The sequence below is a fragment of the Chryseobacterium candidae genome, assembly GCF_004916905.1.
Classification (GTDB): Bacteria; Bacteroidota; Bacteroidia; order Flavobacteriales; family Weeksellaceae; genus Chryseobacterium; species Chryseobacterium candidae.
On sequence record NZ_SDLV01000006.1, the window covers coordinates 82,348 to 106,450 of the forward strand.

Annotated in this window: 28 protein-coding genes; 8 read left to right on the forward strand and 20 right to left on the reverse strand. The window is 35.3% G+C overall.

Annotated elements, in window-relative coordinates; translation table 11 throughout:
* Window positions 1-56 precede the first annotated feature (56 nt).
* Window positions 57-1,148: a 4-hydroxythreonine-4-phosphate dehydrogenase PdxA gene (pdxA, locus tag EK417_RS03910; RefSeq protein WP_110368136.1), complete on the reverse strand. Its 1,092-nt coding sequence runs from the start codon at window positions 1,146-1,148 to the stop codon at window positions 57-59.
* Between the two features lie 48 nt (window positions 1,149-1,196).
* Between pdxA and EK417_RS03915 the strand changes: the two genes are divergently transcribed.
* The 3 genes from EK417_RS03915 to EK417_RS03925 are packed head-to-tail and all read left to right on the forward strand — an operon-like array spanning window position 1,197 to window position 3,942.
* Window positions 1,197-1,781, forward strand: coding sequence for a riboflavin synthase (locus EK417_RS03915; RefSeq protein WP_047435612.1), 585 nt, complete (start codon window positions 1,197-1,199; stop codon window positions 1,779-1,781).
* A gap of 1 nt (window position 1,782) precedes the next feature.
* Window positions 1,783-3,237: a sensor histidine kinase gene (locus EK417_RS03920; protein WP_076594901.1), complete on the forward strand. Its 1,455-nt coding sequence runs from the start codon at window positions 1,783-1,785 to the stop codon at window positions 3,235-3,237.
* Between the two features lie 12 nt (window positions 3,238-3,249).
* Window positions 3,250-3,942, forward strand: a complete 693-nt coding sequence (locus tag EK417_RS03925; protein WP_076594902.1) for a tRNA1(Val) (adenine(37)-N6)-methyltransferase — start codon at window positions 3,250-3,252, stop codon at window positions 3,940-3,942.
* Between the two features lie 18 nt (window positions 3,943-3,960).
* Here EK417_RS03925 and EK417_RS03930 read toward each other — a convergent pair whose 3' ends face one another.
* Together EK417_RS03930 and rpmH are read right to left on the reverse strand one after the other, a co-directional pair.
* Window positions 3,961-4,671, reverse strand: coding sequence for a cell division ATP-binding protein FtsE (locus EK417_RS03930; protein ID WP_076594903.1), 711 nt, complete (start codon window positions 4,669-4,671; stop codon window positions 3,961-3,963).
* A gap of 153 nt (window positions 4,672-4,824) precedes the next feature.
* Window positions 4,825-4,983, reverse strand: a complete 159-nt coding sequence (gene rpmH / locus EK417_RS03935; RefSeq protein WP_002976260.1) for a 50S ribosomal protein L34 — start codon at window positions 4,981-4,983, stop codon at window positions 4,825-4,827.
* Window positions 4,984-5,218: 235 nt separating this feature from the next.
* Between rpmH and EK417_RS03940 the strand changes: the two genes are divergently transcribed.
* Window positions 5,219-6,223, forward strand: a complete 1,005-nt coding sequence (locus tag EK417_RS03940; RefSeq protein WP_076594904.1) for a DHH family phosphoesterase — start codon at window positions 5,219-5,221, stop codon at window positions 6,221-6,223.
* Between the two features lie 63 nt (window positions 6,224-6,286).
* Here EK417_RS03940 and EK417_RS03945 read toward each other — a convergent pair whose 3' ends face one another.
* The 14 genes from EK417_RS03945 to tilS all read right to left on the reverse strand — a co-directional run bounded on the left by EK417_RS03945 (window position 6,287) and on the right by tilS (window position 18,424).
* Window positions 6,287-7,093 carry a patatin-like phospholipase family protein gene (locus tag EK417_RS03945; RefSeq protein ID WP_136521387.1) on the reverse strand — a complete coding sequence of 269 codons (807 nt, stop codon included), beginning with the start codon at window positions 7,091-7,093 and terminating at the stop codon, window positions 6,287-6,289.
* A gap of 71 nt (window positions 7,094-7,164) precedes the next feature.
* On the reverse strand, window positions 7,165-7,947 hold the full coding sequence (locus tag EK417_RS03950) for an alpha/beta fold hydrolase (protein WP_110368138.1): 783 nt from the start codon (window positions 7,945-7,947) through the stop codon (window positions 7,165-7,167).
* A 111-nt stretch (window positions 7,948-8,058) separates the two neighbouring features.
* A complete protein-coding gene (locus EK417_RS03955; RefSeq protein WP_136521388.1) occupies window positions 8,059-8,583 on the reverse strand; it encodes a biopolymer transporter ExbD in 525 nt (174 codons plus the stop codon).
* Window positions 8,584-8,871: 288 nt separating this feature from the next.
* A complete protein-coding gene (locus EK417_RS03960; protein WP_136521389.1) occupies window positions 8,872-10,950 on the reverse strand; it encodes a protein-disulfide reductase DsbD family protein in 2,079 nt (692 codons plus the stop codon).
* 51 nt (window positions 10,951-11,001) lie between these two features.
* Window positions 11,002-12,054, reverse strand: coding sequence for an ATP-grasp domain-containing protein (locus tag EK417_RS03965; protein WP_136521390.1), 1,053 nt, complete (start codon window positions 12,052-12,054; stop codon window positions 11,002-11,004).
* On the reverse strand, window positions 12,029-12,739 hold the full coding sequence (locus EK417_RS03970) for an NRDE family protein (RefSeq protein WP_136521391.1): 711 nt from the start codon (window positions 12,737-12,739) through the stop codon (window positions 12,029-12,031). Before EK417_RS03970 ends, EK417_RS03965 begins: the two co-directional genes overlap by 26 nt.
* Complete coding sequence (locus EK417_RS03975) at window positions 12,740-13,249, reverse strand: hypothetical protein (protein ID WP_076594910.1); 510 nt, start codon at window positions 13,247-13,249, stop codon at window positions 12,740-12,742.
* Entirely contained in the window at window positions 13,246-13,611 is a 366-nt protein-coding gene (locus tag EK417_RS03980; protein WP_136521392.1) for a DoxX family protein, read from the reverse strand. The genes EK417_RS03975 and EK417_RS03980 overlap by 4 nt, the downstream gene beginning before the upstream one ends.
* Before the next feature lie 10 nt (window positions 13,612-13,621).
* Window positions 13,622-14,050, reverse strand: a complete 429-nt coding sequence (locus EK417_RS03985) for a DM13 domain-containing protein (protein ID WP_076594912.1) — start codon at window positions 14,048-14,050, stop codon at window positions 13,622-13,624.
* Window positions 14,051-14,093: 43 nt separating this feature from the next.
* Window positions 14,094-15,008 carry a hypothetical protein gene (locus EK417_RS03990; RefSeq protein WP_136521393.1) on the reverse strand — a complete coding sequence of 305 codons (915 nt, stop codon included), beginning with the start codon at window positions 15,006-15,008 and terminating at the stop codon, window positions 14,094-14,096.
* A 23-nt stretch (window positions 15,009-15,031) separates the two neighbouring features.
* On the reverse strand, window positions 15,032-15,481 hold the full coding sequence (locus EK417_RS03995) for a YHS domain-containing (seleno)protein (protein WP_076594914.1): 450 nt from the start codon (window positions 15,479-15,481) through the stop codon (window positions 15,032-15,034).
* A 1-nt stretch (window position 15,482) separates the two neighbouring features.
* A complete protein-coding gene (locus EK417_RS04000) occupies window positions 15,483-16,445 on the reverse strand; it encodes a redoxin domain-containing protein (RefSeq protein ID WP_136521394.1) in 963 nt (320 codons plus the stop codon).
* A gap of 99 nt (window positions 16,446-16,544) precedes the next feature.
* Window positions 16,545-17,099 carry an RNA polymerase sigma factor gene (locus EK417_RS04005; protein WP_076594915.1) on the reverse strand — a complete coding sequence of 185 codons (555 nt, stop codon included), beginning with the start codon at window positions 17,097-17,099 and terminating at the stop codon, window positions 16,545-16,547.
* Window positions 17,096-18,424, reverse strand: a complete 1,329-nt coding sequence (gene tilS / locus EK417_RS04010) for a tRNA lysidine(34) synthetase TilS (RefSeq protein ID WP_076594916.1) — start codon at window positions 18,422-18,424, stop codon at window positions 17,096-17,098. Before tilS ends, EK417_RS04005 begins: the two co-directional genes overlap by 4 nt.
* A gap of 87 nt (window positions 18,425-18,511) precedes the next feature.
* Here tilS and EK417_RS04015 point away from each other — a divergent pair, with 87 nt between their 5' ends.
* Window positions 18,512-19,345 carry an OmpA family protein gene (locus tag EK417_RS04015; protein WP_076594917.1) on the forward strand — a complete coding sequence of 278 codons (834 nt, stop codon included), beginning with the start codon at window positions 18,512-18,514 and terminating at the stop codon, window positions 19,343-19,345.
* A gap of 48 nt (window positions 19,346-19,393) precedes the next feature.
* Here the strand turns inward: EK417_RS04015 and EK417_RS04020 are convergent, their stop codons facing one another.
* The 3 genes from EK417_RS04020 to EK417_RS04030 are packed head-to-tail and all read right to left on the reverse strand — an operon-like array spanning window position 19,394 to window position 21,577.
* The gene (locus EK417_RS04020) at window positions 19,394-20,356 is read right to left on the reverse strand and encodes an HTTM domain-containing protein (protein WP_110368146.1); all 963 of its coding nucleotides are present in this window, start codon (window positions 20,354-20,356) and stop codon (window positions 19,394-19,396) included.
* A gap of 4 nt (window positions 20,357-20,360) precedes the next feature.
* On the reverse strand, window positions 20,361-20,933 hold the full coding sequence (locus EK417_RS04025) for a hypothetical protein (protein ID WP_136521395.1): 573 nt from the start codon (window positions 20,931-20,933) through the stop codon (window positions 20,361-20,363).
* Between the two features lie 50 nt (window positions 20,934-20,983).
* Complete coding sequence (locus tag EK417_RS04030; protein ID WP_136521396.1) at window positions 20,984-21,577, reverse strand: hypothetical protein; 594 nt, start codon at window positions 21,575-21,577, stop codon at window positions 20,984-20,986.
* A gap of 786 nt (window positions 21,578-22,363) precedes the next feature.
* Between EK417_RS04030 and EK417_RS04035 the strand changes: the two genes are divergently transcribed.
* From EK417_RS04035 to EK417_RS04045, 3 genes are all read left to right on the forward strand, one after another.
* Window positions 22,364-22,516: a CCPGW family putative bacteriocin gene (locus EK417_RS04035; RefSeq protein WP_136521397.1), complete on the forward strand. Its 153-nt coding sequence runs from the start codon at window positions 22,364-22,366 to the stop codon at window positions 22,514-22,516.
* Window positions 22,517-22,637: 121 nt separating this feature from the next.
* Complete coding sequence (locus tag EK417_RS04040) at window positions 22,638-23,285, forward strand: O-methyltransferase (RefSeq protein WP_110368150.1); 648 nt, start codon at window positions 22,638-22,640, stop codon at window positions 23,283-23,285.
* Window positions 23,286-23,369: 84 nt separating this feature from the next.
* Window positions 23,370-24,086: a C40 family peptidase gene (locus EK417_RS04045; protein WP_076594922.1), complete on the forward strand. Its 717-nt coding sequence runs from the start codon at window positions 23,370-23,372 to the stop codon at window positions 24,084-24,086.
* Window positions 24,087-24,103 lie beyond the last annotated feature (17 nt).

The window sequence follows — 24,103 nt, forward strand, 5'->3', positions numbered from 1 at the left end:
TTTTATAATAACAAATAAAATCTGAAACAAATTAATTTAAAATTTGTTTTAAAGATTTATGCTTCAGTTTCCTCCGGTAGATCTTCATCTATTCCGTTGTCTACAGCCATTTTTCTAGGCTGAAGGCGGTTGTTCATCAGTTCGGTGTATTCACTTCTGTTTTTGAAGACCTTGATCGCTGTGAAGATAGCTTCTGTAAAACTCTGCTCATCGGCCACATTTTTTCCTGCAATATCGTAGGCAACTCCATGATCCGGAGATGTTCTGATAAAAGGAAGTCCGGCAGTATAATTTACTCCTTCTTCATAGGCTAATGTTTTAAAAGGAGCCAGCCCCTGATCGTGATACATTGCTAACACAGCATCGAAATTTTTGTATTTAATCGGCTGGAAAAAACTGTCTGCAGGGAAAGGGCCGAACGCCAGTATTCCGTTATCAGAAAGTTCTTTGATGGCCGGGCTGATGATTTCAATTTCTTCATGACCAATGACGCCGCCGTCTCCTGCGTGAGGATTTAATCCTAATACGGCAATTTTTGGTTTTTGAATACAGAAATCTTCGATAAGCGTCTGATTTAATACTCTGATCTGTTTCTTTATTTTTTCCTTGGAAATATTTTCTGCTATCTGTGCAATAGGAATATGATGTGTGGAAACGGCTACTTTAAGCTCTTCAGTGACAAGGAACATCAGTCCCTTTTTATTGAATTTCTCTTCAAAATAGCCTGTATGTCCGGCATGCTTAAAGCCCATTTTTACCATTTCATCCTTGTTGATGGGAGCGGTTACCAATACGTCAATATCTCCTTTCATCAAAGCTTCAGTAGCTGCTTCTAAAGAATCAATCGCCATTTTGGTGGATTCTTCAGTAGGAACTCCTAATTCTACATTCACATTTTCTTTGGTAAGGTTAACCATATTAAGTTTCCCTGCCTGAGCCTGTGAAGCTTCGTTAACGTAGTTGAAATTAAGATTCAGCTTAAAAATATTTTTCTGATAAGTGAATAATTTTCCCGAGCCAAAAATTACAGGCGTGAAAAAATCTGTAATAGTTTTGTCTTTCAGAGACTTCATGATGATCTCCGGACCGATGCCGTTGAAATCACCGATTGAAATTCCTACTCGTACTTTATGGTTTTTTGGGCTCATTTTGATTATCTTTGAAGATTATAATTTACAAATTTAGCAAAAAATAATATGTTCACAGGAATTATTGAAGCAGTTGGTGTTATTGAGAAGATTGAAGAAAAAGGAAGCAATATAGATTTTACCCTCACATGTCCTTTTACAAACGAACTGAAAATTGATCAGAGTCTTGCGCACAACGGCTGCTGCCTTACCGTTGTTGAGATAAAAGACAATCATTATGTAGTTACAGCGATCAATGAAACATTGGAAAAAACGAACCTTGGAAAATGGGAACTGGGAACTGTTGTAAATCTTGAGAGATGCATGAAGATGGATGGAAGACTGGATGGCCATATTGTTCAGGGACATGTTGATAAAACCGGTGAAGTGGTGAGTATCGAAAATAAAGACGGAAGCTATTTTATTACCATGAAATATGAAAATGACGGAACTTTTGTAACGGTACCTCAGGGTTCTATTACGGTAAACGGAATCAGTCTTACTGTTGCTAAAAGTGAAGATAATCAGTTTTCCGTAGCTATTATTCCTTATACCTGGGAATTTACGAATATGAAACATTTGAAAATTGGTGATAAAGTAAACCTGGAATTTGATATCATTGGTAAGTATATTGCTAGGTTAATTAAAAAGTAGAATGTCAATAAATAAGTATAAAGGATATAGTTTAAGGAATCGTGTGTTTTTCGGTTTCCTGCTGGTATGTTTTTTAAGCGTGGTTGCTACATCACTTGTTCCTTACTTTGTATTGAGAAATCATTCTTTACAGCAGAGTAATATCGATATGCAGGATAAAACCAATGCTGTAATGCGATATCTGGACTATGCCGTAAGCCAGAAACTTATAGAAACAAAAGATCTTCCGGAGGTTTTGGGGAATAAAATCTTTGAAATAGCGGATATCAACCAGCATGACATTTTTATTTATGATCTGAAAGGAAACTATTTGCTTTCCAACAAAGATGAAGGATTGGTGGAGCAGAAAACAATTCCTCTGGAAATCGTTAATAAGATCCTCTCTACTGATGCAAGAGTAGATATGGTCAATTATGATGCTGCTAAGGATGCTAAACTTACCTCTTCCTACCTTTTGCTTAAAAACAATGAGCTTGAACCCATCGGAATTGTTTATATCCCTTTATACCATAATGAATCTGCTTATCTTGAGGTTCTTCATCAATATGTAAAATATATTCTTTTAGTCGATATATTCCTTATTCTTTTCAGTATCTGGATCAGTTGGGTGACGTCTAACAGTCTTGCAAAAACCATCACCAAGTTTTCTGATATGATTACCCGTATTACCTTGTTTGAAAACGAAATGCGTCCTATCAGATATTATAAGAATGATGAGCTTAATGCTTTGGCCAGGGCTTATAACAGGATGATTTTACAGATTCAGGACCAGAAAGAAAGACTTAGATTCAAAGCATCGGAAGAAGCTTGGAGAGAAATGGCCAAACAGGTGGCGCATGAGGTGAAAAATCCATTGACGCCAATGAAGCTGACCATTCAGAATTTTGAAAGAAAATTTGATCCTGAAGATCCGAATATCAGAGAAAGAGTAAAGCAAATGAGTAAAACTATTGTGGATCAGATTGATCTTATTGCTACAGTAGCTTCCGCATTCTCAGAATTTGCCAAACTTCCTGAAAAAAATAATGAAGTGATCAATCTGAATACGGAAGTTGAAGATATTCTCCGTGTATTCAATGATGACAGTATTTTCATGCATGCCAACAAGACGAATATTATGATTAATATGGACAGGATTTATCTTTCCAGAATTATCACAAACCTTGTTACCAATGCAAAACAGGCAGAAAGTGACCAGAGAAAACTGATCATCAATGTAGATGTGGAACAGCACCAGAGAAGAGTGATTATCTCTGTTCAGGATAACGGAATCGGGATTCCTGAGAATATGTACGAAAGAATTTTCGAACCGAATTTTACATCTAAAAGCAGTGGGATGGGGCTTGGTTTGTCTATGGTGAGAAAAATGATCGAGGATTATAAAGGTGAGATCTCTGTGAAATCAGAAGTAGGGAAGGGGTCTACATTCATTATTACACTACCTACCAATTTATAGTGAAAGTTTATAGTGAAAGCCTTTACATTTAAACAATTTGAAATTCAGCAGTCTAAAGACGTTTTCCGTGTAGGAACAGACGGAGTTCTGCTTGGAGCTTTGGCTGACATTGAAAATGCGTCCAATGTTTTGGAAGTGGGAACAGGAACCGGATTAATTTCTCTTATGCTGGCACAAAGAAATTCACAGGCATACTTTTTAGGATTGGATATTAATGAAGAAGCAGCAAAACTTACCCAACTCAATTTTGAAAATTCTCCTTTTCATGCCAGGTTGAAAAACGCTCATCAGGATTTTAAAACTTTTGAAACGAAAGACCGGTTTGATCTTATTGTGTCCAATCCTCCGTATTTTGAAGAATCAGGATCTGAAAAAGATAAGATTGCACGTCAGACTGTAGAGCTCAACTTTAGACAGCTAATCAGTAATGCGGCAGAATTATTGTCTGAAAACGGAATCTTTTCTGTAATTATACCGGTGGAAGCAGGAGAGGTTTTTGTTTCAGTAGGTAAAGAAAACAGTCTGCATCTGAACAGAAAAATTAATATCAGGGGAATTGAAAATGCAAAGGCAAAAAGATTGATTCTTGAGTTTTCGTCACATGAAAAAGAAATCAGGGAATCTGATTTTATCATAGAAAAAAGTCCGAGACAATACTCGGACCAATATCTTGAACTCACGAAAGAGTTTCATGTCTTTAAGTAAGGCGTTTGAGAATAATTCTTATTCAAATAATTCTGAAGTATCCAATACTGAAACTTTTCCGTCCTCACATCTGATCGCTTCACCCGGGAAGTTCTGAATCATGTGATAATCATGGGTTGCCATTACTACTGCAGCACCATTTTCAAGGGCAACCTGCTTTAATAGCGTCATAATTTCATTGGAAGTTTCAGGATCAAGGTTTCCTGTCGGCTCATCCGCTAAGATAAGATCCGGGTGGTTAAGAAGAGCTCTTGCGATGGCAATACGCTGCTGTTCTCCTCCCGAAAGCTCATGAGGCATTTTGTGCTTCTTGCTTTTCATGTTCACGCTTCCTAAAACCTCGTTGATGCGATCTTCCATTTTTACTTTGTCATTCCATCCTGTTGCTTCAAGAACAAACTTCAGGTTTTTTTCAACCGTTCTGTCTGAAAGCAGCTGGAAATCCTGAAATACAATTCCTAGTTTTCTTCTTAAGTTTGGGATATCGGACGGCTTTAGTTTTGCCAGATCAAATCCAACAACAGCTCCGTGTCCTGATGCCAACGGAATGTGTCCGTAAAGCGTTTTCAGAAGGGAACTTTTTCCGGAACCTGTTTTTCCGATAAGGTAGCAGAATCTCCCTTTTTTAATGTTAAGATTTACATCAGAAAGAACAGTGAAGTTTTTTTGCGCAATCTTTGCGTGTTGTAAACTTATAATATTGTCTCCGGAGATATTGGTATGTGGCATAATTTAATTTTAAAGGCTGTTTCTTATAAAAATATTTCAACTTTTAAAAATAGAAAAAAGATGTTGATTCAGCCTAAATTTTAGTAAATTTTAACAACAAAAAATGCCTGAAAAGGAACTTCTCAAGCATGTTTTGTATATGATAATTAGAAATTATCTCTTAGCGCGTGCAGCACTTACAGTTAATCTCTTTCTGCCTTTAGCTCTTCTCGCAGCCAAAACTCTTCTTCCATTTGGCGTAGACATTCTTTCTCTGAAACCGTGTTTGTTTCTTCTCTTTCTTTCTGATGGCTGGAATGTTCTTTTACTCATTACTATATGTTTAAATCGTAATTAATCTATTAATTTTCAGGTTGCAAAGATATATAAATTTTTATAAGTTACAAACTTTAATTATCTTTTTTTAAAATAAAATTTATTGTTTTTCGGTTGGGTATTTACAAACCCTCACGGGAAAACCGTTTTCCGGTGCAAAAATAATATTTAAATGATTTATATAAAAGCTCTATCTTTGAAAACTTTAATTTTAACGAAAAATAAACACCGGATGTTTACACCAACAGAACTTTCAGATATCAATACATTACTTACCCAGGAGAGCAGAATAGTGATTCTTACCCATTATAATCCGGATGGAGATGCTATTGGTTCAAGTTTAGGATTGAAACATTATCTGAAAGCCAAAGGAATTCATGCAGAGGTTATCGTACCTAATGATTTTCCGAAATTTCTGAAATGGATGCCGGAATCTAAAAAAGTTATTATTGCAGAATATAAAAGAAAGCTTGCTGCGGATATGATTGCCGGAGCAGATGTTATTTTCTGCCTGGATTTTAATTCTCCGTCAAGAATCGGATTGTTGGGAGACTGGCTAATAAAAGCTCCCGGAAAAAAAATCCTTATTGATCATCACCAGCAGCCGGAACAATTTGATTTTGTTTATTCCGATACAGTAATTCCTGCCACTTCACAGATGATTTATCATTTTATTGAAGCAATGAATGATGAAAAACTGGTGAACCAGGATATGGCAGAATGTCTTTATACCGGAATAATGACAGATACAGGAGGATTCCGTTTTCGTTCCACCAGTGCTACTACGCACAGAATTATTGCTAATCTTATTGAACACGGCGCAGATCCTGCTATGATTACTTCCAATACATGGGATACCAATACGGTTTCCCGACTGCATTTACTGGCTTTGGTTCTGGGAAGAATAGAAGTGGTGAATGACGGAACAGTAGCCATTTTAAGCCTGACAAGAAATGAACTGAAAGAATTTGGTTTCCAGAAAGGAGATACAGAAGGTTTTGTAAATTATGGTTTGAGTATTGCCGGTGTAAAAATGTCTGCATTCTTTATGGAAGATTTGTACGAAGATTTCGTTAAAATTTCTTTCAGAAGTAAGGATGATGTGGATGTGAACCAATTCTCAAGAAAATATTTCAACGGTGGCGGACACATTAATGCAGCCGGAGGAAAATCTTTAGATTCTTTAGCCGGAACAATAGTAAACTTTAAAGAGAAGGTAAAAGAAGATGCCTTGTAGAAGCGCAAAAGAATAAATTGTGAGAAGGTAAATAGGTTGTAAATCCTTTTTATCTCAAAACTCCTACATCTTTTTCCGGAATCCTTTTTCTTCCAATTCCTGGCAGGTATAATCGTAAACCTGTTGAAATATTTCATCCATATATCTTTTGTTGAAAAGACTGTATTTCGTCATTTTGGGAGGATCTAAAAATATATTACAGTATTTCGCTTTAGAATACACAGACTTTGCAATGGCTAAGTGAAGGATTCTGTCAAATTCCTTCATCAGGCTCATTTTGTTTAATTCATCATAGCTGATGGAATTAACATGAGAAGCAATCAGGAAATTACATTTATCCAGGATAGGTTCAATAGGAAGATTATCAAGAACGCCGCCATCCACATAAATTTTCTCTCCAATTCTTACCGGAGGAAGAATGAACGGGACACTGGAAGATGCCAGTAATGGCCCAAAAAGTTCTCCTTCAGAAAAGAAATCTACGATGCCATGAGTCATTTCTGTTGCAGCCACATACATAGGAATTTTTAAAATGCTGAAATTGTCTTCCGGAAAATAATCTTTGAACAGTTTTAAAATAAAATTAGAGCTGAAAATTCCGTTTTTTGACAATTTTAAGGATGATCTGGAGAAAAAAGAAGTATGTTTTACAATTTCCATCATTTCGTCCGGCGTTTTTCCAAAAGAATAAAAAGCGCCAATGATAGAGCCTGCACTTGTTCCTGAGATTATGTGCGGTTTCAGATGATATTCTTCCAGGGCTTTCAGAACAGCAATGTGAGCAATCCCACGCATTCCTCCACCTGAAAGTGTAAGCCCGATAACCGGTGGTGCCGGTGGTTTCTTTTTTTTGAATGAAAATAAAGCCATTACCAAAATTATCCTCTACTAATATACAGGATTTTTTGTTATGCACGGTTTAATTTGTCAGGTAACCTGTTTTATAAAACCAGTTTTTTTGGAAGATTGTGAAGAAGTTCTGTGTTGATGATTTCTGCACAGATACCGGGTTTTTCCCAATGTCCGTTATGTCCGCAGTCCAGAATGTAAGACTTGATATTTGTTCTGTCCGGAAGATGTTTGATCATCATATCTGTTTTTACGGCATTGTCGTGTTTGCCTGCCAGTACTAATATTTTAGCTTCCAGATTTTCCAGTACATGTTTTTTGTCGGTTCTTTCCACCATGCCTTTTACACAGGCAAGTGCTCCCATATTGTTGGTGGAAAGGGCAGTTTCAAGAGCAATTTCAATTTTCCCTTCCAGAATATCTCTTTCATTGGGATTAAATAAATTAGGAACTCCGGCTCTTGCATAATGGGCAAAAGCATCTTTAATGATTCTATAGCTTTTAATACGCTGCTGCTTTTTCTCTTCATCATCCGCAAAGTAAGTAGAGAAAAATAAAGTGAGACTTTTTAAAGAGCCGGGATATTTTTCTGCAAAAGCAAGTGACGTATATCCTCCCATAGAATGCCCCAGAAGATGTACTTTTTCTACATGCTGATGATCCAGAACTTTTTTTACTTCTTCAGCCATTAATTCCATGGTATGAACTTCAGCTAAAATTTCAGACTGACCGTGTCCTGGAAGATCAATTTTGAGTAATGAAAAATCTTTGGAAAGATGAGATTCCATATCACTCCAGATGGATAGATTTTCCATAAACCCGTGAAGAAGTACCAAAGTTTCTTTTCCGTTTCCTTTTCTTTCAAAGTTCAGCATGATTCCAAAATTTAGAAGGTTAAAAATAATACAGCAGGTGAGATGCTGCCGATCCGTTTCTCCTTTCAAATTTAATCAAAAAAAGAGCATTTAAAAAAATACCCTTGTCTTTTATTGAACTAATTCCTTGTAAACCTTTGTTTCCCAGGGCTTAATGTCTGTTACCCCATATCTTTCCTTTTTAGAAATAGCAAGGTTGTCCAGCATATCTACAAAATTTTTGTAACTGGCTTCATCTGTCGGCTTTACAATAACTGTGAATTTGTTAGGAGCCGGAGCTTTCTTATAGGCATCAGCAATAATCTTTGAAATTTTGATTCCACTGAAATCGGTTTCCTTAAGGTTTTCTGTATTCAGATCTTTCTGATTACTCTGATGATAAAATACCCGGTTGTCTTTCCCAAGGATAAATGTAATCTGGTTTTGATCCCCAATTACGGGAATATCCGTAGGATGAGGATTTGGATCTTTTGCTGGTAACCCTAAATCCATTACGTTAGGTTTTGTAAAATTAGTTGTGAACATAAAGAAAGTGATCAATAAGAATCCCAGATCTACCATAGGAGTCATGTCTACCCGGATCATTTTTTTCTTTTGTTTGCTGCCCTGTTTCTCTTGTGCAATTACTTCTGCCATGATTAAAATTTTTGAATGTTAGACTATAATTTTTTTAAAGAATTCATACAAAACATATGCCTTGATTATTGATAAATCTATAGATTCATGAATCTATTGATAGTTTTGTAATTTATTTTAAACATTTCTGTTTCTTTTAATACATTTTTTATAATCGGTTAATCATGGTGGTGTTTTTTTAAGTTTTTTTATCTGCGGGACAGATAGTAAATATGTATGGAATAAGCTCAAGATCCAATAAAAAAACTCACACGATAAAGTGCGAGTTTTAAATGATATGTGAATAATTTATTTATTCTTTTTATAGAAATTCACTCCGCATTCAAGGAATTTTTTGAAGTCCTCTTTAGGCATATATCCTGAAACAGGTGTATTGATTACTTTTCCGTCCGGAGTTATTAAAACATAGTGAGGCTGAGAGTTATTGTTAAAGTTAACCTGCTGGAATAAACTCCATCTGTCCCCAATTGTTTTTACCTTTTTGATCTGACCGTCTCCAAGGTCAATTTTGGTTTTTTGATCCTCAGGAAGCTCTTCTTTGTCATCCACATACAGAGATGCTAATACAACATCATTCTGTAGGATTGGCAAGATGTCCGGTTCGCTCCATACAAATTCCTCCATTTTTCTACAGTTTTCACATCCGTATCCTGTAAAGTCGATCAGGATTGGTTTATCTTCTTTTTTAGCCAGTTCTATTGCTTTGAAGAAGTCGTGTTCCGGATGCATTCCTAAAATTCCGTCTTTTTCATCATGGAAATAGCTTACATTCAGTGGAGGCAAAATCCCGCTTAATAACTGAAGTTTAGGACGCTCAGACGGAATTAAACCTTGAATAAGGTAAATCACAAAACCAATACCCAATACCCCTAATATCTTTCTTGTGACAGAAATTTTAGGTTTTTTATCATCATGCGGGAATCTGATGAATCCTAGTAAATATAATGCTAACCCTAATGCAATAATGATCCAGATGGCAATAAAAAGCTCTCTTTTTAAGAAAAATGTTTTGGAGACAAGATCTGCTTTAGACAAAAATTTCAATGCTAATGCCAGTTCTACAAAACCTAAAACTACTTTTACGGTATTCATCCATCCTCCGGATTTCGGAAGACTTTGTAATGCCTGCGGGAATAACGCCAGCAATCCAAAAATAATCGCCCATGCCAGCCCGAATCCTGCCAAAGCAAATGTCAGGAGCATAGGAACATTGGATGAACCTGTGACAGCGCTTCCTAATAAACTTCCTAAAATAGGTCCTGTACATGAGAAAGAAACAATCACCAGCGTTAATGCCATGAAGAAAATACCGATAATTCCTCCTGCCTCTTCTGCCTTCGAAGATTTGTTGGCAATTGAACTTGGCAGCGTGATATCATAATACCCGAAGAAACTTCCGGCAAAGAAGATGAATATGATAAAGAACGCAATGTTCAGCCATACGCTTGTAGAAATTTCGTTGAAGATATTTCCGGCAATACCATCAATAATGTGGAAAGGAATACTTAGTAAAACAAAGATCAGAAGAATGAAAAACCCATAGATCAGCGCATCTCTTTTTCCTTTTGCTTTGTTTTTATTTCCTTTGGTAAAGAAAGAAACCGTTAGTGGAATCATCGGGAAAACGCATGGCGTAAGCAAAGCAATTAATCCTCCGATAAATCCTAAGAATAAATACGTCCAGTAATTTTCATCCACTTTAGTAGAAGCAGTCCCACAATCTGTTAATGGTTTTTTGAAATCGATGGTTGCAATTTTCAGCTGCTTTGGATCCAGTTTTGATGTCTCTGTAATCGTAGCTTCTGTTTTTGCAGGATTTTCAGTAACGGTCTCGGAAACTTTCACAGAATCTTTTACAGGGGCTGCTGTTTCCTCGGTTGAAACCACTTCCGTTGCCCCTTTTGGGGTAACTTTTTGATTGAATTCTAATGTGTTGGGAGCAAGACAGACTCTGTCATCACAAGTCTGATAGGTAATCTCAGAAGTGACATCTGCAGGCTTGGTAGGATCTTTTAATTTAAATTTCTGCTTAAATCCAGCCGAATTGGAGTAGAAAACAATGGTACCCCCAAATGCTTCGGAAAATTCTTCATGTTTTTTACCCACTTCGGAAAATTTTCCGATCAATTCAATATTCTTTCCTGTAACTTTATATTCTGTCGGAATTCCGGTATCTTCCGGTAAATCTTTAGAGTAAATATGCCATCCGCTTTCCATGGTAGCATTCAATACCGCTTCGTATTGATTGTTTCCCAGATCGTTGATGGTGAATTTAAACTTTACAGGATTCTTGATCTGTGCAGAAAAACTAAGAGTAAGAAAAAAGAAAAAGAGAAACGAAAGTTTATGAATCGAAGAGAGTCTCATATTTTTATTTTAGGTAAATACTGTTATACAAAAGTAATTGTTTTTTATAGATTAATCAATTAGTGAAACTTTTCTCAGCTTTTTTTCTATTTTCAAATTGTTTTTTAGAGCCATAAGCCCTTCTATTACATCTAAGTGAGGGAAACCTGTTTCATGATTTTTTCTGCTGATTTCTGCCATTATTTTCCAATGTCTTGTAATTTCTTTCCATGCAAAAAATAAAGAGTGCTTCGGGTCGTACATATGCGTAGGCTCACTTTTAGCGCCATTTATTTCTATGATTTTAAAATTTTCCCCTTCCTGCAAAAAAAATGGATTTTCATACATTACATCTAATCTTCCGAAATAAAAACCATTCACTTTGGTGCAGATTTCATTTATTTTTTTCTCTAACTTTTCCGTAACCTCGGTTGAAATATCAATAAATTTGGCTCCTCTGGTGTGGCTTCCGAACGGAATCAGCATAATCTCTTCATTTTCGGGAAGAATTTTCTGCATCTCGCTGCCCATTTTTTGTTCTATGGCTTTGATCTGAAAGGCACTTCTGGGGTTTCCCATCACCAGTTCTCTCAAGGTATTTTTGCCATTTCCTTTTACAGAAAGAAATTCTTTTTTCACCATTCCTGTAATTTTTCCTTTGCTCTCGTTAGGAAATCTGTGATAAAAAATGCCGACCTCATTTTGATAATTTATTTTTTCCTGAATCAAAAAATCATAATTGTTGTTTTTTTGATAATTATTTAATTCATTTAAATCTTCAAGCTGTGTAACCCCTAAACCTTTCAAACCAATATTGGGCTTTACAATAATGGGAAATTCTATTTTTTTTGATTGTAACTCAGATATAATTTCCTGAAATGAGATCTCTGAAGATACTAAAATAGTTTTCGGTATCCAATCTTTGGGAATCAAATCATAGATTTCTTTTTTGCTTTCCATAGCCATACCTCCATATTTTATAGAAGGATTAGCCCCATGGAAGAATAAGAGCGTTCTTGCTTTCCATGCACAGTAAAGCCATACTGGAAAAAGCGGCAGATAAATGGAAAATGTGGACCAGTATTCCCAATGTACAATTTTATGAAGTTGATGTTTGAGTTTCATTTTTAAGGAGAATTTTTTCAGGTTTTGAAAGTGGGTTGAGCCGGTCATAATGCTTCATTGTAATTTCTTCGGAAATTACAACCTGTGTCGTACTGATGGTTTGTATCGTATTTTGCCTTTTTATGGTAATTCCGTTTTCCAGATCATTGGTTTTCTGATGATGAAAACTCCAGATTGTTTCTTCTGAAATTGTTTCTTTCCGCAGAAATTCCTGAAAAATCTGTTTTCTTTCTTCTCTTGCAGTTTCATCATACAAAGTAGCGGAAGACCAAATATAAGGACGGTTAATGTTTAACCATTTAAAATGTTTTTCCGAGCCGTCCCAACGAAATTCTGCCAATTGATTTTTCTGTACAATAACCAGCGTAAAAGGTTCAATATTTAACAACTGAATCAGTTGTAAGGCACTGGTTATATTTTCTTGTGCTATTAAATCCAGAACAATGAGGCCTCTGCTTTTCCTGTATTCTGTTTCTCTTTGATGATTTTCAAACGCGCCGTTTAGTAAAACGATAGCATTTCCGCTTGCTGAAACCACAAACCAGGTTCCGCTTTTGGCGGTATCTTTCGGATAAAAAAGACCTTTTTCCTGATGGATTTTCTGGGCAGCACGATTGGGCTTTTCGTCCCTGTTAGAGGTCAGTACGATTTTGTCTTTATGCGGAAAATAGGTTACGGTACACATTTAGGTTAGATTTTGAGTTTCTCTGTATTGAATGGTAGAAGGTGCAATTCCGAAATTTTTATGGAGTAAATGACTCATTTTAATCTCTTTAAAAGCTACCTTTATCAATGCCTGATGATGAATGCAGTGCTCTATGTTGTACAGCAGTTCCCGATAAAAATTGGTGGGAATTTCTACAGAAATATTTCCTGCAATTTGCTTCAAAGTCAAATTTTTATTCGGCAGATCGATGGCAGAAAGTATTTCAGTAATTACTTTCATTGCCTTTTCCGGGTTTTCTTCTAATTCCAGATTTCTTTGTCTTCCATCATAATTAATTTGACTCATATGATAAGAGTTCAGTAAGATTTCAAGAAACTCAATAATATGCCTCGTATGACCACCAATGGTAGAATCGTCTAAAGATGGGATTTTGTGAGTATATATTTCAGTAGAAATTTTTTGCAAAAGCTCTTGTTGCCCGGTAAGAATCTCGCGTAAGATGGCATAAACCGACTCGTCTCTGTTCATACTTTATTTTTTTTTAATTTAAGTAAAAGAATCACACAAAAGACAAAAACGATGAGAGCAAGATAAAATAATTTTCCGCCATCATTATTGGTTGCAATTCCTAAAATAAAAACGTGTGATGCTATAGCTCCTATCATTGTGAAGAATCCTAAAACAGCTCCCCAAAAAGTGGTTTTTGGATTCAGAATTAATATTGCTGTAATAAGTTCTAAAATTCCGGAAAAAATCCTTCCGTACGGTTCTGCATGTAGTTTTGAAAAAATAGCAACCGAATCAGGATGAGCAGTAAATTTGAAAAATAGAGTCTGGAGTAGAATGATGGCGGGAATTAACCGTAATGCCCAATTGATATAGTTTTTCATAATGATGTGATTATGGTTTCTGAAGTAAAGCGTAAGAAAATAAATGATTATACTGTTGGCAATGAACGACTGCGTATTTATAGTCGTCAAAATTCACTGAACCAGTAAAAGTATAGATTTGTCCACCGTTTACAGATTTCAGTTTTCCTAAAGAAATAAATTGTGAAGGTTGCTGTTCTTTACTTACATAGACATACAGATCCGGCCCGTTGCTTATGGTGAAATTGTTATTAAAAACCAGGGTCTGAATTCCGTCTTTTTCATAGATTTCCGCTTTTCCGTTCACGTTATTTCCGTAAGGACCCTGCATAAAATCTCCTGAATATTTTAGCATGGCATTTTCCGGTACCATTTCCATTAAATCTTCTGTTGATGTGTTTTCCCTGATGCAGGAAGCCAAAATAAAGGCTGTAAAGAATGCCATAATAATTGTTTTCATAATTCCTGATGTTTTTTTGTTGTAAAGTTTCCAATTAAAGGAATCAGAATTTTATTCTGTATTCTACATTAGCAATAAAACTTCTTGTCAATCCGTCGGGTCTGGATTTTCTTACAAGAAAAGGAACGCCTACGTTGAGCTGAATACTGTTTCTCCTGTTGATCTCGTAGTCCAGATAAGCATTTCCGTTTAATGTAAGACCTTCTGAATTGTTAATCTCTTGTTCTACATTGTTCTGGTTAGTAAAACGATCGTTTTTCAGGTGATAAATCGGCAAGATACTTGGTGTAAGTCTTATTTTTGAATTAATCATTAAAGGATAAGAAACCCTGAGCAAAATATCACCGCTTCTTTTAAATTTGTTGGTAGATAAAAATCCTCTCAATGCTGAACTTGCTGGGTATTGTGATGCCAAAAACTGATTGTCATTTTGTGTTAAAGGCTGCTGAAGAGCGGCAACCAGCTGGAGTTTTTTTATTTCGTAGCCAACGCCTACAATTAAATCAAACGTTCCTAAGCTGGATTGATAATCCATTGGCAAAGGCAGATTTTCTCTGGAGTTTCCTGCATCTGACAAAGGAATTTTTGCACCCAAAGTAAATTTCAGGTTTTTATTTGCCTGATAATTTGCATTCAGGAAAATATCAGAAAGTCCAAAAGTGGAAACATCATTGCCATTTTGTGCCAAAGTAGTAAGTTTTGCATCCACACCCAATTTTTTGTTGATTTGTCTGTTGTATTCAATATAATTTCCAAAAACAGAAATAGAATTGTCTGCTTTTCCAAAGAAAATCCCGGTTTTAATCTGATTGTGATACGCTTTTATACTGTCGTTATTATTTGGCTGGAGGCTGTTAATTGTACAGAATCCGGCATCACTGCATCCTTGAGCAGATAAGTAATTGCTTTGCAGAAGCAGTAAAAGCGCTGTTCCTAATAAAGTTTTAAATATTTTCATAGCGTTTTTTTTAGATAAATTGTTTATTTTTCTGTCAGTTTTTTCCAGTTTTGGTCTGCATTTTTTTTCAGTGTTGTTTCATTTTTATTCCAGGAATTCAGCGTATTGTTGAAAAATTTATTGTAGAATAAATGGGTTTTATGGTCAATTATTTTAAAAGTTGTAGGGTTAATTTCTACTTTTTCGCCATAATCTCCCAGTGCAAAAGCGCACCAACCACCATAAACAGGTTCGTATCTGGCAGGATCTTTTTTCAGGAGCTCTCTGTTTTTTTCCGAAGAGGTGTAATAAATTGCCCCGTTTACATTAACCGCAAATTCCTTTTTTCCTTTTATGGCCTTTTTCTGTTCAATGTAAGAAACAGGATCATATCCCTGAATTGCCAGTTTGTTTTCTAAATTCCGGTGTTCGGTTTTTTGTGAAAATGCTGTAAATGAAAACAAAAAAGACAGTATGATGATGATATTTTTCATATTAAAGTTGTTTTAAAATGTCCTCTAAAGAAGCTCTCTCTTTGTAGTCGGGATTAAAATGCCTCCAGACAATTTTCTGATTTTCATCTAAAATGTAGGTAGCAGAAACAGGCAGTCTTCCGGATTCATCAGAACGGCTCTTCCTGAAATTGTCTCCCAAATGTTTTTCGTAGAAGTCAAGAGTTTTTTTCTCAGGCGTGTAAAGCACATCAAAAAGTTCAGCGATTCTGTAGTTTTCATCATATAAAACAGAATATGCGGTTTTGGTTTTGCTTACAGTTTTTTCTATAAATTCCGGTTTTTCAGGGGAAATGATGACCAGCCTTACATTTTTGGATTCTAATTCAGGTGCGATATTTTGAAGACTTTCCAAATACTTATTGCAGTATGGGCACCATTGTCCGCGAATGAAAACCAAAATGGTTTTCTTTTTTTCCTGAGACAAAGAAAATGTTTTTTCAAATTGATCTTTTGCCGTAAAATCAGGAATGGATTCGCCCACTATTTTACCTTTCACTTCACTTAATGTGTGGGTTTTCTTTGTTGTATTTCTTTTTTCTAAGACCGATTGTCCTACATTTAAAAATTGTGCAGCATTGTAATATCCATATTCATACTGCACCAATTCGCCGTTGTGATCTAAGAAAAGAAAGGAAGGATAATTCACAATTTTGAATTTTTTGGCAAGTTCTGTTCCTTCTTTTTCGGCATCAATGTAAAGGCTGATGAAGTTTTTGTTGAAAAACTCTCCCAATTCTGGATTCGGAAACGTATTCTTTTTCATCAGTTTGCACGGACCGCACCAGGTGGTATACAAATCAATAAAGATGAGCTTATTTTGCTGTTTTGCCAGTATTTTGGCCTCTTCTACATTTTTAGCCTGAAAGCTGATTCCTTTTGTGCTTTGCGCATTAAATGAAATTGTGACTAAAAATAAAAATGTATAGATAATTTTTGTGAACATAAGATAAAGTATTTATTAAGAAGTTCCCCAAAACAAAAAAAATCACCCAATGAAAAGGTGATTTTTTTTAAATTTTATTTAAAGTATTGATAATCAGTTTTAAATATTATCGTCTTTTTTTATTTTCCGGATCTGCTCTACACATTTGTGCTTTTGGTTTTGGGCATTATGCTTGCTGGAATACTTGTATTTTTTCTGAATTTCTTCTATATTTTTGTTCTTCATAAAAATATCCTGAATGAGGTTTTGGCAGTGTGATGAGATTTTATTGATATAATCGTTGAGTTTATCCCAATAATCTCTTTCATTTTCTATAGCCTGGTTGATTTCTTCTTTGTTTTCAAAATAATAGCTTTCATGCATTTCCACAAAAAAATTTCGGTTGCGCAGCTTTTTCAGCCAAAGGTTTTTAGAAATTCCGGTTACATAATTAGCAAGACAGGTGTAGGCTTTGAAATCGTCATCATACAATTTCTCATACAAAATAATCAAGGCATCCTGAAAAACATCTTCTGCGTCTTCCAGATTCCCTTTGTTGGCAAGAACAAATTTTCGGGTGTAGCCAAAATATTTTTGATACAGAATACCAAAGGCAACGTTGTTGTCTTTCTGGAAATCTTCAATTGCTAAAGTGTTTGTTGCTCTTCTGTTCATGTAATCGTCAGAACTTTTTTTGTGTCTTTTGTTGCTATAAATCTTCTATCCTGTCTGAAAGGAATAATTCCCAAAACGGAATTTTCACGGTCTGTTAAGATCCAGATTTTTTGCCTTACTAAAATAGATAATTTTTCGTCCCTGAAAAATTTAGAAACTTTCTTCTTCCCTGAAAACGCTGTTGGATAAAATTCATCCCCATCCTGTTGTTTTCTCAAAAGAAGAGGGAACTGAAGCTTTTCGGCATCGAAATCCCATTCAAATTCTTTATTGATTCCGGAAATGCTTTCAATATGATCTACAAGATCGAGGATCATCTGGTTTTTGGAAAAATCAAAGTGTTCTATCAGTAGTATTTCTTCCGGAATTGCCTTTTTTTCGCTTTTATCAATAAAAATGAGCTCATCCCGGTTAACAATCAACTGATATTCCTTTGAAAAAAAAGAACTGTTATTTTCGGCTTTAAAAATTTTCGGAATTTCTTCCTCCTGATTGAATCCGTATTTCTTTAAAATTTCAAATTTTACAAAATCACTTTCACTATCCAGCTTTTCCTTTGATAGGATTTTATAGTTTTGGTTAAATACCGTGAGACGATTTTCTATTTCCTGGATCTGTTGTTGTACAAAATCTTTGGTTTGATTCAGATATAAAGAACTCTTTCTGAAGTTTTCCAGAAAGTGGTTGTTGGTTTCCATCAGCATCGGTACAATCTCATTTCTGATCTTATTCCTCAGATAATCATTCTTCTTATTGGAAAGGTCTTCCCGGAATTCAATAGTATGCTGCTCGGCAAACTGATAAATATCTTTTTTGGAAAATTGTAAAAAAGGTCTCAGAATATCATTATCATTTGATGGGATTCCGCTCAATCCATTGATTCCCGAAGCTTTGGATAAATTGATGATGAAAGTTTCCAGCTGATCATTAAGATGATGGGCTGTAACAAGAAATTCCAGTTTTTCTTTTTTCCTGATTTCGTTAAAAAAACGGTACCGAATTTCTCTTGCCCAAAGCTGGATTGAATTGTCAGGCTTCTGATCTTTTTCCGAAACTTCATACAGATGAAATTTTATATGATTTTTCTCACAAAAATCCTGCACTGTTTTCTGGTCCAGATCCGAATCATTTCCCCGAAGTTTATAATTGATATGAGCAACCTGAAACTGAAACAACGGATCTTGATTTTCAAGCGCTAAATCCCTGAATAAAGAGGCCAGAACCATAGAATCTGCCCCTCCGCTTACTGCTAAAAGATAGGTGTGATTTCCCGGCTCGTGAACGAGATTTTTTAATTGATTTGTAAAGGTTAATTTATTCAACATAGATGTTGAGAATTTCTTTTATGCAAAGATAACCGATATAATTCAATTGAATTTTCCTAACTTTGAGTAGTCTAAAAATGATTATTTATGAAGATTTTAAAAATTTTAGCAGTTTCTGCAATGGCGCTGGGGATGACATCTTGTGTCAGCAAAAAGCAGTATGATGCTTTGAGCACAAACTATAAGCAGTGTATTGAAAATATCGGAGAAAGACAGAGAGAAATTCAGGATTTGAAATCTCAGAACTCTGCATTGACAGGGGAAAACAACTTATTGAAAAGTCAGCATGATGCTTTAAAATCATCACTTGATGCATGTCTGTCCAATACTGGAAAAAGTTCTGCAAACATTGATAAACTGGTAGGGGAAATCAATGCTTCCAATTCCTATATCAAGCAATTGATCTCCAGTAATGCTAAGAACGACAGTCTGAACCTTGCACTGTCTAATAAACTGAAGAGATCTTTGGATAATGTATCAGATGAGGATGTACAGGTGAAAGTATTGAAAGGAGTTGTAATGATCTCTCTTTCAGATAAAATGTTATACAAAACCGGAGATTACAATATCTTGCCTGCAGCTCAGGAAGTGTTAGGAAAAGTAGCAAAAGTAATCAACGATTACGATAAATACTCAGTATTAATTGAAGGTAATACGGATAATGCTCCGCTGAATTCTCCAAATCTTCCGAGAGACAACTGGGATCTTTCTGCATTAAGAGGGACTTCTGTAGCTAAAGTTCTTCAGACTCAGTTTGGTGTAGATCCGGCGAGAATTACAGCTGGCGGGCGTTCTGAATACAACCCGAAAGCGACTAATATGAGCGTTTCAGGAAGATCAGAAAACAGAAGAACAGAAATCATCATCATGCCTAAACTTGATGAGTTTATGAAACTGATGGATATCGCTCCTAAGAAATAATGATTAAACCCTATATCATCAAAAATCCCGAAGCAATTCGGGATTTTTTTATGAATCAATTTGATTGGGAAGATATTGCGCCGATATTGTTTTCTTTGTGGAGAAGACTTTTTTATTAGCGGTTTGTTCAAAGTAAAAATTCGTGATATTCCAGATGATCATAATTGCTGAGAAGTAATATAGATTGAGAACGAGAGCAATTCCTATGTGCATGGAAATCGTTAGGTAAAGCCATGTTTTCTGTGTCGGTTTGTACCAGATAAAAAATGGGTAGCACATCTCGATAATAATCGTACTCCATCCGATAAAGCTTAAAATATAAGAATGTTCTGCCAGCCAGCTGAAATCAATATTCAGATCTCTGTTGGAGTAGGGCAGATGGATCGCTTTCCAGATAGATTCGCCGTTCCACCAGTTGAAACCTAAAGCTTTGTCGAGTCCTGAAAAGAAATAAGCAATAGAAATATGAATCTGAAATAATCTTTTGACCGGAGTGAAATTGCTATCTACAGGATTTTTGCGGAAAATAAAATTTCTCAGTGAAAAATGCTGATCAGCAGGGAAAAGAATCAGATAGAATAAAGACATACTCGTAAAAAAATCTGCGCCATAGGCAAAGAAAGAACTTCCCTTAAGCAATGCAATCTGCAGGATAAGTAAAAGAAAGGCAGCAATTCTGGAATAAAATCCAGTAATAATAAAAGTACACAATGTGATAAATGAGACTTTGGTCATCAGAATCGTTGTGCTTTCTTCAATTCCGCAGCTTTGTAAGAAACTTACAATTTTTGAGAAAGTAATCATCCAGTCGGGAGTAAAAACACCCATAATATCCTGTGGAATAATACTGCTGCTTGAAAATAACTGATCAAAATCCGGCATCACTGCCATAAACTGTAATAGAATAACCGTTCCTATGGCAACACGGAAGAAACCCAGGAATTCCGTCTGGTTGTCCTGTTTGAAAAAGAAATTTTCAATACGGGTATAGAATGCATTCAGATTTTTCATCACTTTAATGTTTAAATTCGTCAATAAGAATTAAATTTTCATTCGTTTTTCCCTTTTTGAAATCAGTAATTGAAGGGTAGTCATACAGATAAAGTTTTGTGGTAACGCTCACCGCTTTTGAATTCTCTGTCATCACATGTTCAGCGATCTGTCTGATAATAATATCCAGATACTGATAATATTTTTTGTCGTATATATTTTTACTGGAAATTTTATCTAGAAACATATTGAAGACAGTAGTAAATCTTACTCTGCTTTCCTTGTTTTTAAAATATGGAAGTGTCTTTTGTTCCAAAATTTTTCCATTCTTGTCTTGTAATTCAAAACTCATTACAAAATCACTGGCAACATTGGGGGCATAGAAGCCATATCCTGTATCAAAACCTGTATATGATGTAAATATATTGACAGGCTTTAACTGGGCAATATTTTCTGACATCGCATAAACCAAAGGCTTGTCATACTTTTTGTTTTCATAGTAGAAACCGTAATAGCCATCAAATGTTCCTTTCAGACCAATAGTGAAGACTATTAGAAGAATAATGAAAATTCCGGATAACTGTAGCTTTCTTTTCATGGCATGAAAATTTTAAAAGGCTGTCTTAAGACTAAAAACAGCCTTTGAGTTTATTTGTAATTCACCAATACATTATTCAGTTTTACATTGATTCTGGGATCAATAGCTGTATTAACTTTGTAAGATTTTATAATCACATTGGTAAGATTCTTTCTTCCCATCGTGGGCGGGCAGATGGTATATTCTTCTGCACCTTTAATCGTTAATCTGCTTAAAGAGGCGATATCTTTCTGGCTTAGTAAAGCTGCATTGGTCGCAACCTGGTTATTTTGAATCGCATAATAATCTGTTCCAAGCTCTTTAGCACCATATTTTTTCAGGATGCCCTCTACTTTTGCTCTCAGATCACCATATTTTTTCCAGTCGATATTAGCTTTCATTAAACATCCGCGGATTATATACTGCCTGTTGATTTTGTATACAATGAAATTGGTGCCCAAACTGTTCTGATGAATTTTCTGAAGGCTTAATAAATTTTTCATGTCTTCATCCGAAATTTTTTTGACCTCTTTAAGGAGGTAATTGTTGTCTACAATGTAATTGCCTTTTTCTTTATAAAAAGACATTTCCTGAGGTTTTAGCTGGGAAAATATCATAACAAGTCCCACTATTGCTCCAATTAATAATAAAGTCTTTGTTTTCATGCTGCTGTTTTTAAAATATCCCTACTCTTTTTAGGATTTTCGGGTTCCTCCTTGTTTTGAATGTTTCATGGTTGGAAAACTTATCTCAAAGGTAGAGGCATATGGGCACTTAAATACAGGTGTTTTTCCTGTTTTTTATGAGGGTTTTGACTTTTCAGGAAGGAATTTTAGTGAGAATTTCTGAAGAGTACTAGCTGCTCATGAATATTTGAAGCCGGTTTGGCAGGCTTATAAAGATGAGTTCTGATAAAAGACTTGTAGAATGAACTTAGTAAGTTCTGTTGAATGGATGTTGGGATGATGGAAATAAAATTCCACAGTTTAAAACAAAAATAAATCCCGAAGGTGGCCGGGATCTATTCTTAATCAAATTAATTCTTCCTTTTTCAGGAGCGAAATAATTCGTTGCAAAAATGAAGTGGATATTTCTGTCTTACTTTTTGCTGCAGAAGCATCAGTTCTACTTTTCAGTACAACTTTTTTGTGATTCTCATGGTTAGTTTGTGTCTCTCCTGCAATCATCTTGTTTTCTCTTAGTGTTTTTACCCCTTATTTTTATTACAAACTTATAACTAATACAACAAAAATAACATCCGTGTTTTCACGGTATTTTATATGGGGTTTTCACTGATATGGAAATTTTAATACATTTTATAAATAATTTATTAATGTATAATGGGTTGATTAATAAAAGAATATGTATATTTAAATCTCTGTATTGGGAAATAATAAAAGAGGTATCCGAAAATCTAAAGAGTAGGAAATTAATACTAAACTAAAATCATTATGAAAAATTTAAAAAAGATCTCAAGAGAAGCTATGAAAAATGTACAAGGTGCTGTCCTGGACTGCAATCCTCAGATAATCTGTCAAAGAACCACTGACTGCTGCCCGGGATGGGTTTGTGCTTCAAGAGGACAATATTGTGTAGCCTTATAATAACTTTTTAAAGTGATGGCAGATGCATGTAAGAGGGATTCATTTCTCTCTTTTTTTGTATCTTCTTCCTGAATTAAAAAAGTAGCTTTAAAATCCTTAAATTTGTTTAAATTAAAATGGTATGAGTTTTTTTGAAGAAAAGAATCCTGAAATGGACAGATATTTGGAGGCGCACGCTTCTTCGGAATCCGAAATTCTGAAAAAGCTGAGAAGAGAGACTTATCAGAAAACCACACAGCCCCATATGATTTCCGGATATCAGCAGGGAAGACTGCTGACAATTATTTCCCAGATGCTGCAGCCGAAAAATATTCTCGAAATAGGAACATTTACCGGATATGCTACTTTATGTCTTGCATCAGGATTGGCAAAAGATGGAAAAATTACCACATTGGATGTGAATGAGGATCTTGCTTATCTTCCTGAAAAATATTTTGAATCCAGCGAATATGCCGGCCAGATCGATTTTAAACTTCAGGATGCCAAGGAATATTTAAAAGAAACAGATGAGTTTTTTGATCTGATTTTTGTAGATGCCGATAAGGAAAATTATGCCGAATATTTCAGATTGATTAAACCTCATACAAAATCAGGAACAGTGATTTTATTTGATAATGTATTGTGGTATGGAAAAGTGCTGGAAGAAAATCCAAAGCTGAAATCTACTCAGTCTATCCAGGAATTAAATGATTTGGCAGCAAAAGACGAAGATTTTGAAAATCTTATTTTACCTTTGCGTGATGGAGTCAACTTTCTTCGCAGAAAGTAACTGAAATATTCAAGGATTAAACATTTAAAGAGATATACATTGTATTGTAACCTTTAAATTATTCAATCTTTAAATTGAAAATTAATGAATAAAGGAGTTTGTATTGTTACAGTAGCGCCGGTTCGTGCAGAAAATTCTGACAGAGCTGAAATTGTTACGGAAATATTGTTTGGGGAAAGTGCAGATATTTTGGAAGTAAATAAAAACTGGACCAAAATAAAAATGCATTATGATGGCTATGAAGGATGGATGGATACCAAGCAGCTTAAACCTGTAACAGACGAAGAGCTGGCCAAAAGAAAAGTGACTGTCGTAACCGAAGATTTTTCTTCTGTACTCATGAACGATGGGAAAACTTTACTTTCTATGGGATCAGAAGTAGAGTTTCCGGTGGTTGCTTCCAGAAGAAGTCATGATGTGCGTGAAAGTATTGCATTGACAGCAAAAGAGTTCCTGAACGTACCTTATCTGTGGGGAGGGAAAAGCTTTTTTGCAGTAGACTGCTCCGGATTTACCCAATTGGTTTATAAAATTCACAACATAAAAATACCCAGAGATGCGTCACAGCAGGCTGAGGTAGGAGAACCGCTTACTTTCGTAGAAGAAACACAGCCTGGAGATCTTGCATTCTTTGAAAATGCAGAAGGAAAAATTATCCATGTAGGAATTATGCTGGAGAATCAAAAGATCATCCATGCTTCAGGAAAAGTGAGAATAGACACGCTGGATTCTACTGGGATTTTCAATAAAGAGATGAATAAGCATACTCACAAATTGAGAGTGTTGAAAAGTGTAATTTAATCATCATTCAATCTCAT